Raw genomic sequence first — 15,896 nt, 5'->3', positions numbered from 1 at the left:
CTCTTGAGGTCCCACGAATGAGGGTCGGCCGGTGTCACGTCGCCGCGCCCGACCACTCGGGTAGAGGGGAATCCATTCGACAAGTCGTCCAAGGTAATCGAGCCCGGCCCAACTCGCAAGCCATGGCTCGTCGCGTCGGCTCCGCTTGAGCTACCCTTGCGTATTCGTACGGAAGCGATACCAAAATGGTGCGACAAGCACGTTGAACTTCACCAAGAGGGGTCTTTCCACGCAACGATGGAAGCGCGCACCGTCAAGTTGATCTTTCTGCGAGAGGTGCGCGATCAACTTCGGGACCGCCGAACCCTCTTCATGATCGTCCTGCTTCCGGTATTGCTCTACCCGACCCTCGGACTTGGCCTCGTCCAGCTCACCCTCAACTTCGGCGCCCAAACGCGTCGGATCGGCATCGTCGGCGTCGATCAAATCCCGGCCTCCGCCCCGCTCCTGAACGCCCAGCGCGACCGCTTCAACGTCGAGCTCTTCCGCGACCCCGACTCCCAAGCCAACTATGTCGTGATTCCCAGGGACGACTGGAGCGAGTCCGACGTGATGTCGGGCAAGATCGACGCTCTGATCATCTTCGCTTCCGATGCGAAACGGGATTATGAGGAGGGGGGAAGGCTGCGGTTGCGCGTCCTTCACAACGGAACCGACGACGACTCCGAACTCGCCTATCGAGTGACCCTCAGCCTCTTGGAGACTTGGGAAGAGGATCTGGTCGCCGCCCGGATGCGGCAACTCGGGCGCCCCGACGAATTCGCCCAACCTTTGGAGATCGAAGAGGAGGACTCCGACATCTCCCCACCCGCGGCCCGTTCCGGCACGGTTTGGGGCAAGGCGGTTCCCTTCCTGCTGGTGATGATGGCTCTCACCGGGGCCTTCTATCCCGCGGTCGACCTTTGCGCCGGCGAGAAGGAACGCGGCACGATGGAGACACTGCTGATCACGCCCGCGTCGCGTGGGGAGATCGTGACGGGGAAGTTCCTCGCCATCTTCCTCTTCAGCGTCGCCACGAGCATCTTCAACCTCGGCAGTCTCGGCCTAACGCTCGGGCAGATTTCGATGCTGGTTCCCGAGACGGCGCGCAATGCCGCCGAGTTCACCGCACCGTCGTTGGTCGCGATCCTGTGGATGCTGGTGTTGATGCTTCCGCTGGCGGCCTTCTTCAGCGCCATTTGCATGGCGATCTCGGTCTTCGCCCGCTCGACGAAAGAGGGGCAGTACTACCTCATGCCGATGTTCGTCATCGTCATGCCGCTGGTCTTCCTGACGCTCGTTCCCGGCGTCGAACTCAACTTCGCCTACAGCCTGCTGCCAGTGACCAACGTCGCCCTGCTTCTGCGGACGTTGATGCTCAACCAGTACGAAGTGGCGATGACGTACCTCTTTCTCGTGCTGGTGCCGACCCTGCTCTACAGTGTCTTGGCGCTACGATTCGCGATCGAGCAATTCAACCGCGAGGAGGTCCTCTTCCGGGAGGCCGAACGACTCGACCTAGGGCTTTGGATCCGCCATCTCCTGCGCGACAAGGAAGCGACGCCCACCAACGCCGAAGCGTGGAGTTGTTTCTTCCTACTCTTGCTGCTTCGCTGGTACTCGCAAGGACATCTTCCGTCAAACCTGATGGCGCAAGCGGTCTACCAACTCGCATTCATCGGGTTCCCGGTCGTCATGATGGGCATGCTGCTGACAAGTCGGCCGGCGATCAGCCTCGGGCTGCGCCGTCCGCTCTTGTTACCGACTCTCTTGGCGTTCGGAGCGGTCTTCAGTCTACACCTGGTCGAGAAATCGTTCGTCCCGGTCCTCTATCGACTCTTCCCGATCCCCGACGAGGTCGTGGTTCAGCTCTCGGTCTTGCTCCAGGGCAATTCAACTCTCTCCAAGCTGATCGTCTTCGCCGTCGTGCCGGCGATTTGCGAGGAGCTCGCGTTTCGCGGATTCATCCTCTCGGGACTCGAGCGCCGTCACGGACCGTGGATGGCGATCCTGATCAGCAGCATCCTTTTCGGCGCCTTTCACATCGTCACGCCGCAAGTCATCAACGCGACGATGCTCGGCGTGGTGCTGGGGATCATCGTCACTCGCTCGGGGAGCATTTGGCCCGCCATCGGCTTCCACATGCTGCACAACGGCATGATGGTGCTCAGTTCGAGTGGCGACGGCGCCGAAGCCGCGGCGGGCTACTCCCTGCCGCTCGTCGTGCTGGGTTCGCTGGCCTCGGCGATGCTAATCGGCTACTGCGCGACCCTTCCCTGTCGTCTCCCGCGTCATGCCGATGCGGAAAACCAAACGGCCGCGAACGCCGGTTGATTGGTCCAGCCCCGAGTCCGGAACCAGCGATCCTCCCCCATCAACGCGTTCCCAAGAAAGCAAACATGCCCGCGGGAATCCACGGGCACGTCGCGTTTCGCTGTCCTTGGTGGGGCTTCGCGGGGATCGCTCTCCCCGGTGGCCGCCTTAGAAGGTCACTTCCATCGAGCCGGCGAAGCCGTTGAAGAAGACGCTGTCGTGGTGCTTGGGCCGCGGGCGTTGATCGAGCTGGAAGACGATCTGCTCGGTCGCCGTGCCGACCCCGATCAGCCAGAGGAATTCCCAAGCGGCTTTGAACTTGACGCAGCGGTGCGGGATGAACGAGAAGCCGACATCACCCTCGATGATTCCGCTGGTCGCGGCGACTTCCTTGCGGTAGTCGATCAGGTTGAGGTAGCTTCGGGCGTCGCCGGGAACACCACGATAGAGCTGAATGTGATTCTCAAGGAAGTTGGCGACGAAGCCACCACGCCCCGAGACGTCGAACTCGAAGTAGCGCCACAGCGGCAAGTGGGCCTCGGCCCCGATCTGCGGACCGACCAGGTCGTTGTCGATCGCGGTCCGGTAGGTCGCATAGGTCTCGGCCGAGTCTTGGGGGCGAACAAACGCCGGTCCGGTGTTAACCGCGGCATCGTAGAAGTACTCGTTGCTGTTGAAGAAGCCGAGTTCGTCGTTCAAACGCGTCTGGCCCGCCCGATTGAAGGGACTACGCACCGAAGCACCCAGCGGGGTGTCTTGGCCCGCGACGTCCGCGAAGAAGAACGAGAACATCTCGTCCAGGGCGATGTAGCGGACGCTCCCGGTCACGTAGACGCGCCAATCGGAGGCGACGAAGTCCTCGAAGACACGTTGCTTGTAGGTGATGTCGCCACCCTGCACGTTGAACGAGTAATTGGCGATGGCCAGTTCACCGTCTTGCCAAAGGAGACTGATCGGACGATCGTCCTCGGTCAGGTCGGTGTTGTCCAAGAGTGTCGGGTCGTCGGTCGTGGCCTCTCGTGGGATGTCACGACTCTTGAGTCCTTCCTCGTTCCCCTCGGCGACGACCGCGAAGACCCGCGAGTCGGTGTCGAAGAAGGCACCCAAGGCCGGAATCTCGTTGAGCGGGTAGTGCGGCCCGGCCTCTTCCCAGGCGGGTGCCGGCAGGAAGAAACCCAACGGATGCTCGACGAGAATCGTCGCTTGCCCGTTGGCGTTGCGCTGAACGCCCACCGGCCCCGGAACGATCGAACGGTCGCCGACGGGAATACCCGGACCGCCGTCGTCGATGTCCTGAGGCGTGTCGGCGTTGAAGTACTCGCGCCGCGATTCCCCATTGAGCAACCCGTTGAACGCGTCGACGTTCAGGATGAAGGGGGCGGAAAGGTAGCCGAAGCGGAAATACTCGAAGTTGTTCGTCGGCGACTCGCTCACCTGCTGCGTGAGAAACCCGGCTCCACTGACGTCGTCAACAAGTTGGGTGGCGTTCCAGTCCTGAAACCAGAAGTAGCCAGCCTCGATCTTGTTTCCACCGGAGAATTCGATGCCGAAGCGGGGTTCGTAGCCGAACCGCTGCCCGAAGTTGAAGTCGTCGGTCTCCATCCGGACCTCGCCGGGGATCAGGACTTCATCATTGGGAACGTCGACGCGGTACGCGGGATCGTTGGCCGATCCGGAACGTCCTTGACCACCGTTGTAGGGATCGAACGTCAGGGGAAAGAGCAACGCCCCCGGCGTCGCGGTAACCGCTTGCGGGTTGTCGATGAAGATGTCGGTGTTGCCCTTTTGAGGAATCACGTCGAACAGGTTCTGCGTCGTGGTGACGAGTTCCTTGTTCGTCGGCTTGCTGCGGAAGTAGTACTTCACGCCCGCCGAGAAATAGGGCTTCCAGCGGTTCTTGAGCCTCCACTTCGCCTCCCGCATCTCCTGCGTGGGGGCAACGTGCTCGGGCGCCCAACACTCCGGGTTGTAGAAGCGATCGGTGTACGTCGAATAGACGTCCGTCCGCTCCGGAATGGGACCACCGTCGAACTCCTCCTGTCCCCGCGCCGCACCAGCCATTGCCAGCAGCAGCAGCCAAGGCCCAGGCCGACAGATCGACATCATCCTTCGCATGCTCCGACTCCTCGGTCTCTCCCCGCTCGCATCGGCTGGGGCCGCGTTCGATCGCTATCCCACCTCGTTCGTGGGGACCCGGCGCGATCAGAACGGAGGGAACCGTTCTGACGCTGGTAGCGGTTGTAGAGCTAATAGGGTTATCGACGTGGGGACTTCGACCCTTGAGTGGATTGGTGGAAATATGGGAAGATCCGGCACTACCGGTACAACCATACTTCCGCGATAAGTTGCCTCTGGGAACGATCGGATCGCGGGCCCTCCCAACCCGGCGCCGAGCCCCCTCCCCGGGAGCCGACTCGGCCAAAAATTCGCCCGGCGACATGACTCGGCGCTCAGCGCCATTAGAATGTCCCGATGGCCACCATCGATCTTCCAGAACACGCCACGGCTCTCGTTCCCGCCGATTACGCCACCGCCCGAAAGCGGTTCGTCGAGCAGTGCTCGCGGGTCGGCGTGACCTGCCAAAGCTACCCAATCGCCGCAAACTCCCCCGCCGGGGAAGAGCTGTTCATCGACGTCTGCCGGATCGGATCGCCCTCCGCCTCCCGCGTCGTCTTTCTCTCCAGCGGCGTTCACGGGGCCGAAGCCCCCTTTGGCTCGGCGGTTCAACTCGCGTTCCTCGACTCCCTCCGCGAGGAGTGGACGCCACCGGTCGACGTCGCCGTCGTGCTGCTGCATTGCCTCAATCCTTACGGCTTCGCCTGGAACCGCCGCGCGAACGAGGACAACATCGACCTGAATCGCAACTTTCTCCCCGAGGAGGAAGAGTACGAAGGCTGCCCAGACCTCGTGCCCGGCATGAGACGGGTACTTTCACCCCAACGACCGCCTCGACGACGCAATCTACTTTCCCCAGGCTGCATCGCTTACGTACTTTTCCACGGAAAGAAGAACGCGATGCGTTCGCTCGCCGCCGGGCAGTACGAGTTCGACGATTGGCTCTTCTACGGAGGACGGGCGCCGGCCGAATCGAACAGAATCGTCGCCGCCAACATCGAGCAATGGCTCGGTCAACCCGAGGAAGTCGTGCATCTCGACTACCATACGGGTCTGGGCAAGAGTGCCTCCTATTCCCTACTCCTCGACGATGCCTTGGGATCCGACGAAAACACCTGGTGGGAAACACACTTCGGGGAAAAGAACGTCGCGGCCTCCGACAGCCCCTCGACCGCCTACCGACCGCGCGGCTCGTTCGGCAGTTGGTGCCAAGCCCGATTCCCCGACACCGATTATCACTTCGCCACCGCCGAGTTCGGCACCTATCGTCCGCGACAGGTCCTCAACGCCCTCATCGCCGAGTTGCGGGCCTACAACCAAGGCCACGATGCCACGAACGCGCAGTACGCGTGGACTAAGGATTTGATTCGCGAGACCTTCGTGCCCGGCGACAAGCAGTGGCGTAAGACGGTCATCAACCAAGGCCAGATGTTGATCGACGAAGCCTTCGAGGCACTTGGCAACTCCCTCGAGACCCGACTCACCTCAGGAGGCTGAAGACGCCGAGATTCCGGTGAGCCTCCTTCCGCGGCCATCACGTATCAACCGCCCCCACGGCCTGTGGGAAGTGGAAACCGAACTCTTTCCGCGCCACGCCCTTCGCCGGAAGACCCTATACTGAGTGCTGGCGATTGCTTGGCCCGATTGCCCACCTGGCCGAGCGAGCCGACGGAAGAGTAGACGTTTCCAGGGCAACGTCACGGTCGCCACTTCGATTTGCTGACGTTGAGTTCGGGGCAATAGTTCGCACCATGATCGACGCAAACCAGTGTTGGAACGTGCCCCGCGATCCCGACGAGGCGAACCGCGATCCGCGTGTGTCGGCACAACCGGTCGCCGTCGCCGCAGAGACCGATTCCATTTCGGTCGCCCCGGTCCCCGATGCCATGTCGGTCCCTCGTCGCGCCTTTTCCCTGATGCTGGCGGGCGTCTTCTTCACCCTCGGCCTTCTCGGCGCCTTGTTGCCTCTCCTACCGGCGACCCCGTTCCTCTTGCTGACAAGTTACTTCCTCGCGCGGTCGTCTCCCCGTCTGCAAGCCGCCCTGCTCCGCTCGCGCTTCGTTGGTCCGATTCTCGTCGATTGGGAGTCGCGCGGCGGTATTCGCCAACACGTAAGGATCAAGTCCATCGTGATCGTGCTGCTCGCGGTCGCCTTGACGATCTATTGGAGCGGCGCTTCGCTTCCGATCGGCCTGGCGACCATCGGACTAGCGTCGATTGGCATCTTGGTGATTCTTCGCTTACCCGCCGTACGGGAGGCATAGCCCCCCAAGCATCGTCTCTCGAGGCCGTTCACCCCCCGAAACCATGAGTGAGCGGCTTACTCCAACGGCAAGACCGCCGCGATCTGCTCGAGCGCGGTTCGCTGGGCGTCCAGGTCTTGCGTGCTGAAAAGCGCGATCGCCAGAATTCCGGTGACCCTCTCCCCCGCGTGAAGCGGGATCGCGACCGAACACGCGGCTCCGAAGCGTTTGAGCCAACTCGACGAGTCGACCGGTCCCGCATCGGTCCGCGCCACCGCGGTCGCGTCATCGACCGCCGCCTTGACGATGCCTAGCCCGGTCCGCTCAAGGCTGACCGACTCGACCGCCGCCATGAACTCGCGTGCCACGTCTTTGTCGAAATCGGGGGCGAAGGCATGCCCCAGCACGACAAGATGCTCTCCCTCCCGCCGCCAAAGGCCCGAAGCCCGCGCCTGGAATCGGGATCGAAATCGCTCGAGCCACGCCTCGACCTCTTGCGGTTCGCGGAGTTCCTCGGTCGTCAAGATGCGTAGCGGTGTCTCATTCATCCCGAAATGATGAGGGTTTCCCCCTTGGACGGCAAGGGGGACTCGAGACGAGTAACGCCGCCAGCATGTTCCTCGCGTCAAATCACCGTAGGATGCCCCAAGACGATGGTGACCACATCGTCATCCCTACGGGCCGACCATGCAAACGAATCCATCCAAGACATCGCCATGGGTGATTCCCTTCACCACTCCCGACACGCTCTCGATCGGAGAGGTTGGCGGCAAGGCCTTCTCGCTGATCGAATTGGCTAGCGCCGGCTTTCCGGTTCCCACCGGAGCCGTCCTCGCGGTCCCTTTTTTCGAGCCATGGCTCCGTGAAATCAAAGCCTCCTCCCTCTGGGCATCGTTCGTCGACGCTCCGCGTGAGCAGTGGACCGCGCTGTGCGACGAAATTAAGCAGTTCGCGCGATCCCTCTCCCTGACCGAGGAGCAATGTCAGGCACTCGACCGGCTTCGCGTCCTGCTCGCCGAGCGCCCCGAGGAGCACTTCTACGCCGTTCGCTCTTCATCTCCCGAAGAGGATCTCTCCGCGGCATCGTTCGCCGGCGGCTACGAAACGCGACTCGGCGTCCGTCGGGACGACCTCGAGTCCGCGATGCGCGCCTGCTTCGTCTCCTGCTTCGACGAACGCGTCTTCGTCTACAAACAAGAACATGGTTTTGAGACCTACACGCCGCGGATCGCGGTGGTCGTTCAAGAGCAGCTCGCCAGCGAGATCTCCGGCGTCGGCTTCTCCCTCAACCCGTTGACCAACGACTACGACGAGGCGGTCATCGATGCCTGTTGGGGGTTGGGGGAATCGGTTGTCTCCGGCGCCACCGCCCCCGACCACTTCGTCGTCGACAAGGTCGAACGAACGATCCTGGAGCGAACGCTCGGCGACAAGCGTCTTTCGGTCTGGCTCGGCGGCGACGGCGGCACCGAGGAGCGCCACGATCACTGCTCCGGCGAATGCTCCCTCTCCGACGATCGAGTCTTGGAACTGACCGACCTGATCGGCCGCGTCGAAGAGCACTACGGACGGCCAATGGACATCGAGTGGGCCTACGCCGACGGCCGACTTCACTTGCTCCAGGCCCGCGCGATCACCGCGTACGTCCCGCTGGCCCCCGAGATGCGAACCGAGCCGGGAGAGCGGCGCCGCCTCTATGCCGACGCGGCGCTTTCGAAGGGCATCACCACCAACGCCCCGATGTCGCCGCTCGGTCTCTCGTGGTTCGAGGAGATGCTCTATTCCAACGCCGCCCGCAACCTCTCGGGAATGGAGGACCGAACCCCCGCCGGCGGCTTGGTCTTCGCCGCGGGTTCCCGTCTCTACATGAACGTCTCGAACCTCATGCGACTCGGTTTCACCCCCGAAGCGATGGGAAAGAGCAATGCTCCAACCGACGCTCTCGTCGCCGAAATCTTCGCCCACATCGACGCCGAACGCTATCGCCCCCAGGGAACCTCACGGACCCAGACGCTGCGCAAGCTTCTGTTGATCCCGACCTTCCTCGGGGCGGTGGGCGGCGTTGCCGGCAAGGTCCTCCACGCCTTTCTCGCGCCGGAGCGATGCGAGCGGATCTTCGCCCGAACCATCGACGACTTCGCCCACGAACTGCGCGAACGCCTCGACACCAGCCTCTCCCTGAAGACCTTCGCAAGACGCACCACGATGCGGCTTTGGAGCAAGATGTTCGGCGTCATGCTCCCCGGCCTGCTCGCGGGCTTGGTATCGCCTCACTTCTTGTTCCCCAAGGAGGCCCACGAGGAACGGGCCCTCGCCGACAAGCTCCGTCAGGGCTTTCCCGACAACCTCGTCGTCGAACAGGGAATCGCGCTCTACCGACTGGCGAAGCTCCTCGATCGGGAGGACTTCGCCGACATCGCTCGACTTGGCGAACGTCTGCGGCGACGGGAATTGAACGGAGCCTTCCTCCAGGCCTGGGATGCGTTCCTCACGCACTTCGGCCATCGGGGACCGCTTGAGATGGACATCGCCAGTCCGCGCTACGCCGACGACCCGACCCTGGCCCTCGAGCAGATGGCCATGATGGCAATCGAGGATGGCGTCGACCCCGAACGTTCCCACCTCGACAATGTCGAGCATCGGCTTCGCGCCTATCGGGAACTCCACCAACGACTTCGCTGGCCGAAGCGGGCCATCCTGACGCGGATTCATCGGTTGATCGAGTGCTTCGGAGGCAAGCGGGACACGCCCAAGTATTTCGTCGTCATGCTCACCAACGCCATTCGCAAACGAGCTCTCATGGAGGGACAGCGCTTCGTCGCCGCCGGTCGGCTCGACGCTCCCGAGGAGATCTTCGACCTGACGTTGGACGATGCCGCTCGGGCGACGCGCGAACCGAAGCTCGACCTACGTCGCCTTCGCCAAGACCGGACCGCGTTCCAGAAGCAACTCGTCGCCCACGTGCGGCACTTTCCGCAAGTGATCGACTCTCGCGGCCGCATTCTCCGCCCCCCGAAACGCGAGGGCCGACCGGATGAGTTGATCGGCATGGCGGTCTCCCCAGGCGTCGTGACCGGTCCGGTCAAGGTCCTGCATCATCCCCGGGAAAAGCCGATCGCCAAGGGCGATATTCTCGTCGCTTACACCACCGATCCCGGTTGGACGCCCCTCTTCGTCAACGCCGCGGGCATCCTCTTGGAAGTCGGCGGAATGCTTCAACATGGCGCCGTCGTCGCGCGGGAGTACGGCAAACCCTGCGTCGTCGGCATCGATCGCGTGTCGACCAAGCTTCACGACGGCCAACAGGTCGAAGTCAACGGCAGCGAAGGCATCGTTCGCGTGCTTTCCTAGAGTCCCGATTGGTTCATTCATTGTCTAGGTGACTCTTGGGTGCCATGTCCACGCTCACCGTGGGCATGCGAAAAACGCGTATGATTGGGCAATCCTCCGCACGATCACAGGGCCGAGATTTCATGAACGAACTTGCCTATCAGAACACTAGGCTTCGTCTCAAAAGTTGATCGTCGGCCCGAGGCACAGCGAGTTGGTGGGGGACGAGGAGGTCGAAACAGGCGAATCCGTTGGATTCGTCGATGCAGACCGACAAAGTCCCGCGGCAACGTAGCCAGCCGAAGCCAGAGCCGACTTTTGAGACGGAGCCTAGCAGTCCGTTGATTTGAGCGGGCCAAGGCGAGAACGAGCCATGTTGGCCAAAATCGAGGCGAAGAGACGCAGGCGAATCGGTCGATTCGTCAAATCAATTCAACGCCGAGACTGGTCGAGACAGACGTTCGTGGCCGGGATCGCATGAATCAACGGGTTGCTCGGGTGATCGCAAGACCGTCGGGTTAGTGTCGTCCCCGACGGTCGAAATGGACGCCGGTTCACCTCGACGCGACCACGACGAAAATGATCGACCGTTCAAGGCGACAAGTCGACTTCAGCCCAACAGCCGTTGCATCTCTTGGCCGTGGGCGTCCTCGTCGGCGGCTTGGTCTTCCATCTGCATCTTCAGCGCGACCAACCCTTCCTTCTCCGCCAAGGACGCGAGTTCGATGTAGTTGCGCACATCGATCCGTTCCTCTTCGCTGTCGCGTTGGAGCATCTCTCGGACGTCGCTCGGTGGAGGGGTGAGGTCGGGATGGAGATCGGGCTTGCCACCGAGCATGACAATCTGGTCCGCGAGGTACTGGGCATGTTCCACTTCATCAGTCACTTCCGACTGGTACATGTCCCGCACACTGTGCCACTGAGCTCCTTTGATGCTCGCCACCTGAAGCATGTACCGCAGGAACGTGGTCACCTCGCGGTTGAGTTGGTCATTCAGTCCGCCGATCAGTTCTTGACTTGCCATCGTTCGGTCTCCTTAGCCTAGAGCCAATTACCTTCCACTCGTGTGAACTGCCGCCCCCACCAATCAAACATATAGATACATCTAGACATATCAACCTATTGGCTCGGGAAACACTCAAGGAGGCGTCCGTCTGGCAATACCTCCTTCCCCACCTCATGGTGACCGGTAGTGCCCGTTCCCGTCGCGGCGCTCGACTGCCAGCGGGAAAGAGGCATGTCGCCCGTTGTCCCGAACCGGGCCTCGCTCAACGCCCCCCGACTCCATCCCGATCAGGCGCGTCGACCTAACCCTCGTCATTCTCGCTCGAAGGGCTCTTCATCTCTTGAGTTTCTTGGCGGTCGACGCGGTCAAAGGCCTGGCGGACCGCGGCGAAGTTGTCGGCCCGGAATCGCTTGATCGTCGGCCGAACCTCACGCTCCTCGAAGCCGAGCATCTGCAAAATCGCCTGTGCCACGGCGAGGGTGCTCGCGACGTAGATCGGATGGGCGGCGTCGATGCCTTTCTCGACGAGTTCGTCGACTTCCCGCAACGTCTGCGTCCGCGCGACGACCATGACCTCGGGAAAGAGTCGCTTCAGGGAGATCGCCAGATCCTTGTCGTCCTCGCTGCCGGAGCAAACGACGATCATCGACGCGTGCTCGATCCGAACGACCTCCTGCACCTCCGCGAGACTGATGTTCCCGAAGTGGACGTTGCTCTTCTCCCCCTTGACCGCTTGAACGCGGTTCCAGTCACGCTCCACCACCACGTGGGGAACGTTGAACTTCTCCAACACAACACAGAGGAGTTGGCCCACGCGGTCGTAGCCGACGATGACCACGTGCTGCTTGAGCTTATCGGAGTCCTCGATGTCGGGTTTGGATCGTCCCGGACCGAGTCGCCTCGCGATCATCTCGCCGATCTGCACCATCAGCGGCGTAAAGCTCATGCTGATCGCCACCACGAGCAGCGCGAAGGTGAAGTCGCGATCCGACAGGAGCTGATAAGAGTACGCCGCCCCAAAGAGCACGAAGGCGAACTCCCCCGCCTGCGACAGAAGAAACCCGACCCGCACCGCCGTCGCTTTTGTCAACCCGAAGAGGAGTCCCAGAAGCACCAGGATGACCAGCTTCGACGAGAGGACAAACGCGACATCGCGAAAGAGATTCACCCAGTCCGCGGCGATCTCCTGCGGGTTGATCGACATCCCCACCGTGATGAAGAACATGCCCAAGAGGATCTGCTTCGAGGGGGCGACCGTCGCCTCGATCTGATAGCGAAAGTCCGACGTCGCCAGCAGCATGCCGATCACGAACGCCCCCAACTCCATCGAGATCCCGACCAGTTGCAGAATGAACGCCGCGGCCGCCACGCTCAGGAAGATGTAGATGCCGAAGAGTTGCATGTCGCGCCGGCGCGCCGCCCAGTGCAGCGACAGCGGGGTCAGCCACTTGCCGATCATGAAGACGGCGATCGCCGCCCCCGCGACCTGGAGGCCCACCGTCAGCATCGGCTGCGTTGCGGTGTTGGTCACGCGCGGCCCGAGGATCGGAATCATGGTCAACAGCGGAACCGCGACCAGGTCCTGCGTCAACAGCACCGCGAATGACGCCTTGCCATGCTCGGTGTCGGTCTCGTTTCGCTCCTGAAGCAGGATCATGCAGATCGCGGTCGAAGACATCGCCGCCCCCGCGCCGAGAATGAACGACGACTCCAGCGCGTGCCCGAACTGCATCAGGTAGAGTGTGATCACCCCTGCCGTCAGCGCGAACTGGGTCAGCCCAAGCCCGGTGATCAGCTTCCACATCCGCAGCACTTTTCTCAGCTCGAATTCCATTCCGATCAAAAAGAGAAAGAGCACGATCCCCAACTGCGCGACCTGCTGCAACTGCTCGACGTGCTCGGTGAGGACATAGGCCTTCGTATGCGGGCCCACGATGATCCCCACGGCGATGTACGCCAGAACCGAGCCGAGCCGCAATACCTGAAACAGCGGCAGACAAAGCCCGGTGACGATCAGCAAGATCACGGTGGCCAGCAAAATCGAATGGAGTTCCATGACAATCCTTGGTCGGAACAAGAGGCCTAGAACTTGTGATGCACGCCCCGAAGTGACCTGCCACGATGGCGACCGCCGACCACTCCCGCCGCGTCACTCACCCTGGAACCACCGTGATACATGCGACACCTTCGGCAGGCAATCCCCCGCACCACAGAGCCTCCATTTCCTCCCCATCCTCCCCCGTGTCCAAGGGAAACCTCTTCTGCTCCCCCTTGTCCAAGGGGGAGATAGAGGGGGTCTTCCGCCCCCAGAGCGGAGTCCCACTTCCCCTTCTCGACTTGCCTCACACCGAGCTGGAGAAGCCTCCACGGAATCCCGACGACCTGAACACTTAACGGCCGATTGCGACGACGGCCCCGTTCCCACGGACCGGTCAACTCCTACAACCGGGCGCACCGCGTCAATCTTTCCCACCGACCGCTCCGCCGGTGCAACTTCGCGTTCATCGTGCGGGATCGACCGTTTAGACTCGACCCACTCCCTGCGCGATCGGGCAATCGACGCTGAGTCCCGAAGCCGTGCGCACAGCCACCGCGCTCATTGAGGAAGGTCGACGTGGATCACGACAGCACGCCCGCAACGCCTCCGGCGACCCAGGAGTTGATGACGGAACTCCGCTGGCAAGGTCGCTGCCTGTCGGTGGTCGCCCTTTCCACCGTGGTCGGCATGCTCTACCTGCTCAGCTCCGTGCTCGTCCCCTTCGTCGTCGCGATCTTCCTGACCGTTGGGCTCAAGCCGATCCTCGATCTCTTCCAGCGCTACCTGTTGCAAAGTCGCCTTGCGGCCGTCACCGCGGCCTTCGTCCTCGGCGTCGCCCTGCTCCTGATTCTCGGCCTCGCCGTCACCTCGTCGGTCGACGAACTCACCCACGACGCCGCGTATCAGCGCAGCGCCGCCATCGCGACCGAGCGCATCGCGGACCTCGCCGAAAAGCTCGGCCTCCTGCCCGAGATCTCCTCCGACTCCCCCAACGCCCTCTCGAGTTCTGATCGGCTGGAAATCGTCCTGCAAAAGGCCGCGACTTCCGCGCAGCAGTGGTTGCTCAACGGGATGGCGTCCCTCTCGAGTTCCCTCGGAATCGTCCTGATCTACATGTACTTCCTGCTATTGGGAGCCAGCGCCTCGCCCGAGGCGAGCAGCGAGCTGTGGGAGATGATCGAAGGGAAACTGCGCGAGTACATCGTCCTCAAGACGGTCATCTCGATCGCCACCGGGCTTGCCGTCTGGGTCGTCCTGGCCCTTTTTCAAGTCCCGCTCGCCTTCCTCATGGGGTTGCTGACCTTCCTGCTGAATTACATCCCGAACTTCGGGCCGCTGGTGACGTGCATCCTGCCGCTGCCGCTCATATGGCTGAGTCCCCACCTCAGCGTCGTATCGATGATCGCCGCGACCATCCTCACCTGTGGTGTTCAGACGGTCAGCGGCAACGTCATCGAGCCCCGGATGATGGGTTCCTCGTTCGACCTGCATCCGATCGTGGTGTTACTCGCGCTGATGGTTTGGTACGCCATCTGGGGGTTCGTCGGCGTGCTCCTCGCCGTCCCGATGACCGCCGCGTTGAAGGTGATCCTCCAGCGTCTCGACCGCACCGCCCCCCTTGCTCGTCTCCTCGGCGGCGATCTCACCGTCCTCACCGTCGGCTCTCAGCCCGCGTAGCGTTTGCTCCCTCTTGTCCAAGGGTGGTTTCCTATGCTCCCCCTTGTCCAAGGGGGAGATAGAGGGGGTCTCTTGCCAGGCAGAACATCTCGATTGCCGAAATGGACAACGCCCTGAGCCACCAACTTTACGTAACTGTTAACCCGCTTCGCTGATCGGAAGGGGGAGCGGTTGGTTTGGCACGCGGGAAGTGACGGCGTCGAGGGCGTAGCGAAAGAAGTTTAGGCCGTTCTTCTGGCAGGTGCGGACGATCGTCTTGGCCACGGCGAAGGCGTCGGCGCTCCACGCGGCGCGGTTGACGCCACCGTCGGAGCGGGCGGCGGCGACACTGCGGATGTCGCGTTCGGCCAAGTTGTTCTCGGCGGGAACGGCGGGACCGTCGAGGAAGGTCAGCAGTTCCTCCTTGTGGCGGCGCAGCGGATCGTAGATCCGTTGGCAATCGGGATCGCTCGACGAGCGCCACCAACGTGCATCAAACCGTTCGCGGATCTGATCGGATTCGGACGCGAATTCATCAGGCGATAACTCCTCGCGCCGGCGTGCCAGGGTGATGGCATCTTGGAATAGGTCGATCAGCGGATGGATATTTTTGGCGACCAGCCGGGCGGGCAACTCCTCGCGAAGCTTCGCCAAGTCTCGCAAGAGATGAGTCAGGCAGCGTTTTTTCTTCGCCTCGAGCCTGTGGTAGGCGGCGTAGAAGTCGGTGACCAAGACGCCCGTTAGCAATGAGTCTCGGGCTTTGGTTCGGGGATGTCGGTCACGAACTTTTCGTCGCACGTGGCAGTCGCTTCGAGTTCGCCGCCGCAAAGGGGGCAAGCGTCGAGCTCGACTTCGTGAACGATGGCGTTCTCGGTGTCGGGAGGATCGGGACGGGTCGTTCCGCCATGACGGCGAAACTCCTTGCAGCGCCCGTCCGGCTTGTTCTGGGGTCGTTTGGGAGTATTCGCTTTGGGACGATACCGCTTGCCCCGGCGTGCCAGCTCGGCCTCGAGTTCCCGGTTGCGTTCGGTCGTAACCGTTCACGGATTGGTGATAAGGGATGGGCAGGGTCGCGATCGGAAATGAGCGTCGACGGCGTCGGTGAGGTAGGTGAAGAGGTCGCGGGATTGTTGTCGGCAGGTCTCGATGACGGTCAGTGTGGTTTCGACGAAGCGACTTCCCGCGGCGCTCTGAGTACCGAAGGAGAGCTTCCTCC

10 protein-coding genes are annotated in these 15,896 nt (G+C 62.2%); 5 read left to right on the top strand and 5 right to left on the bottom strand.

Going from position 1 to position 15,896, the window contains the following annotated elements; translation table 11 throughout:
• The first annotated feature begins 237 nt into the window (after nt 1-237).
• Nucleotides 238-2,313, top strand: a complete 2,076-nt coding sequence (locus Pan216_RS11605) for an ABC transporter permease subunit/CPBP intramembrane protease (protein WP_145258155.1) — start codon at nt 238-240, stop codon at nt 2,311-2,313.
• Between the two features lie 147 nt (nt 2,314-2,460).
• Here Pan216_RS11605 and Pan216_RS11600 read toward each other — a convergent pair whose 3' ends face one another.
• Nucleotides 2,461-4,407: a hypothetical protein gene (locus tag Pan216_RS11600; protein ID WP_145258154.1), complete on the bottom strand. Its 1,947-nt coding sequence runs from the start codon at nt 4,405-4,407 to the stop codon at nt 2,461-2,463.
• A 357-nt stretch (nt 4,408-4,764) separates the two neighbouring features.
• Between Pan216_RS11600 and Pan216_RS11595 the strand changes: the two genes are divergently transcribed.
• Together Pan216_RS11595 and Pan216_RS11590 are read left to right on the top strand one after the other, a co-directional pair.
• Complete coding sequence (locus Pan216_RS11595) at nt 4,765-5,904, top strand: M14 family metallopeptidase (protein WP_145258153.1); 1,140 nt, start codon at nt 4,765-4,767, stop codon at nt 5,902-5,904.
• A 254-nt stretch (nt 5,905-6,158) separates the two neighbouring features.
• Entirely contained in the window at nt 6,159-6,671 is a 513-nt protein-coding gene (locus Pan216_RS11590) for a YbaN family protein (protein ID WP_145258152.1), read from the top strand.
• A 56-nt stretch (nt 6,672-6,727) separates the two neighbouring features.
• Here Pan216_RS11590 and Pan216_RS11585 read toward each other — a convergent pair whose 3' ends face one another.
• Nucleotides 6,728-7,198 (bottom strand): GAF domain-containing protein, encoded by a 471-nt coding sequence (locus Pan216_RS11585; RefSeq protein ID WP_145258151.1) that lies wholly within the window; start codon nt 7,196-7,198, stop codon nt 6,728-6,730.
• Between the two features lie 139 nt (nt 7,199-7,337).
• Here Pan216_RS11585 and Pan216_RS11580 point away from each other — a divergent pair, with 139 nt between their 5' ends.
• Nucleotides 7,338-10,001, top strand: a complete 2,664-nt coding sequence (locus Pan216_RS11580) for a PEP/pyruvate-binding domain-containing protein (RefSeq protein ID WP_145258150.1) — start codon at nt 7,338-7,340, stop codon at nt 9,999-10,001.
• Nucleotides 10,002-10,590: 589 nt separating this feature from the next.
• Here the strand turns inward: Pan216_RS11580 and Pan216_RS11575 are convergent.
• Together Pan216_RS11575 and Pan216_RS11570 are read right to left on the bottom strand one after the other, a co-directional pair.
• A complete protein-coding gene (locus Pan216_RS11575; protein WP_145258149.1) occupies nt 10,591-11,004 on the bottom strand; it encodes a ferritin-like domain-containing protein in 414 nt (137 codons plus the stop codon).
• A 283-nt stretch (nt 11,005-11,287) separates the two neighbouring features.
• The gene (locus Pan216_RS11570; protein ID WP_145258148.1) at nt 11,288-13,042 is read right to left on the bottom strand and encodes a cation:proton antiporter domain-containing protein; all 1,755 of its coding nucleotides are present in this window, start codon (nt 13,040-13,042) and stop codon (nt 11,288-11,290) included.
• Nucleotides 13,043-13,600: 558 nt separating this feature from the next.
• Here Pan216_RS11570 and Pan216_RS11565 point away from each other — a divergent pair.
• Nucleotides 13,601-14,701, top strand: coding sequence for an AI-2E family transporter (locus Pan216_RS11565; RefSeq protein WP_145258147.1), 1,101 nt, complete (start codon nt 13,601-13,603; stop codon nt 14,699-14,701).
• Between the two features lie 138 nt (nt 14,702-14,839).
• On the opposite strand, the gene Pan216_RS28275 is transcribed toward Pan216_RS11565, so the two are convergent.
• The gene (locus Pan216_RS28275; protein WP_419193544.1) at nt 14,840-15,478 is read right to left on the bottom strand and encodes an IS66 family transposase; all 639 of its coding nucleotides are present in this window, start codon (nt 15,476-15,478) and stop codon (nt 14,840-14,842) included.
• Nucleotides 15,479-15,896 lie beyond the last annotated feature (418 nt).

It is taken from the genome of Kolteria novifilia (genome assembly GCA_007748055.1).
Classification (GTDB): domain Bacteria; phylum Planctomycetota; class Planctomycetia; order Kolteriales; family Kolteriaceae; genus Kolteria; species Kolteria novifilia.
The sequence above is the reverse complement of the archived record's forward strand: the minus strand, read 5'-3'. Positions and strand labels throughout refer to the sequence as shown.

What these genes read in the sequence shown, in the direction of transcription:
- Pan216_RS11605 (WP_145258155.1), top strand. Translation starts at nt 238, where the DNA reads ATGGAAGCGCGCACCGTCAAGTTGATCTTTCTGCGAGAGGTGCGCGAT.
- Pan216_RS11600 (WP_145258154.1), bottom strand. Translation starts at nt 4,407, where the DNA reads ATGCGAAGGATGATGTCGATCTGTCGGCCTGGGCCTTGGCTGCTGCTG.
- Pan216_RS11595 (WP_145258153.1), top strand. Translation starts at nt 4,765, where the DNA reads ATGGCCACCATCGATCTTCCAGAACACGCCACGGCTCTCGTTCCCGCC.
- Pan216_RS11590 (WP_145258152.1), top strand. Translation starts at nt 6,159, where the DNA reads ATGATCGACGCAAACCAGTGTTGGAACGTGCCCCGCGATCCCGACGAG.
- Pan216_RS11585 (WP_145258151.1), bottom strand. Translation starts at nt 7,198, where the DNA reads ATGAATGAGACACCGCTACGCATCTTGACGACCGAGGAACTCCGCGAA.
- Pan216_RS11580 (WP_145258150.1), top strand. Translation starts at nt 7,338, where the DNA reads ATGCAAACGAATCCATCCAAGACATCGCCATGGGTGATTCCCTTCACC.
- Pan216_RS11575 (WP_145258149.1), bottom strand. Translation starts at nt 11,004, where the DNA reads ATGGCAAGTCAAGAACTGATCGGCGGACTGAATGACCAACTCAACCGC.
- Pan216_RS11570 (WP_145258148.1), bottom strand. Translation starts at nt 13,042, where the DNA reads ATGGAACTCCATTCGATTTTGCTGGCCACCGTGATCTTGCTGATCGTC.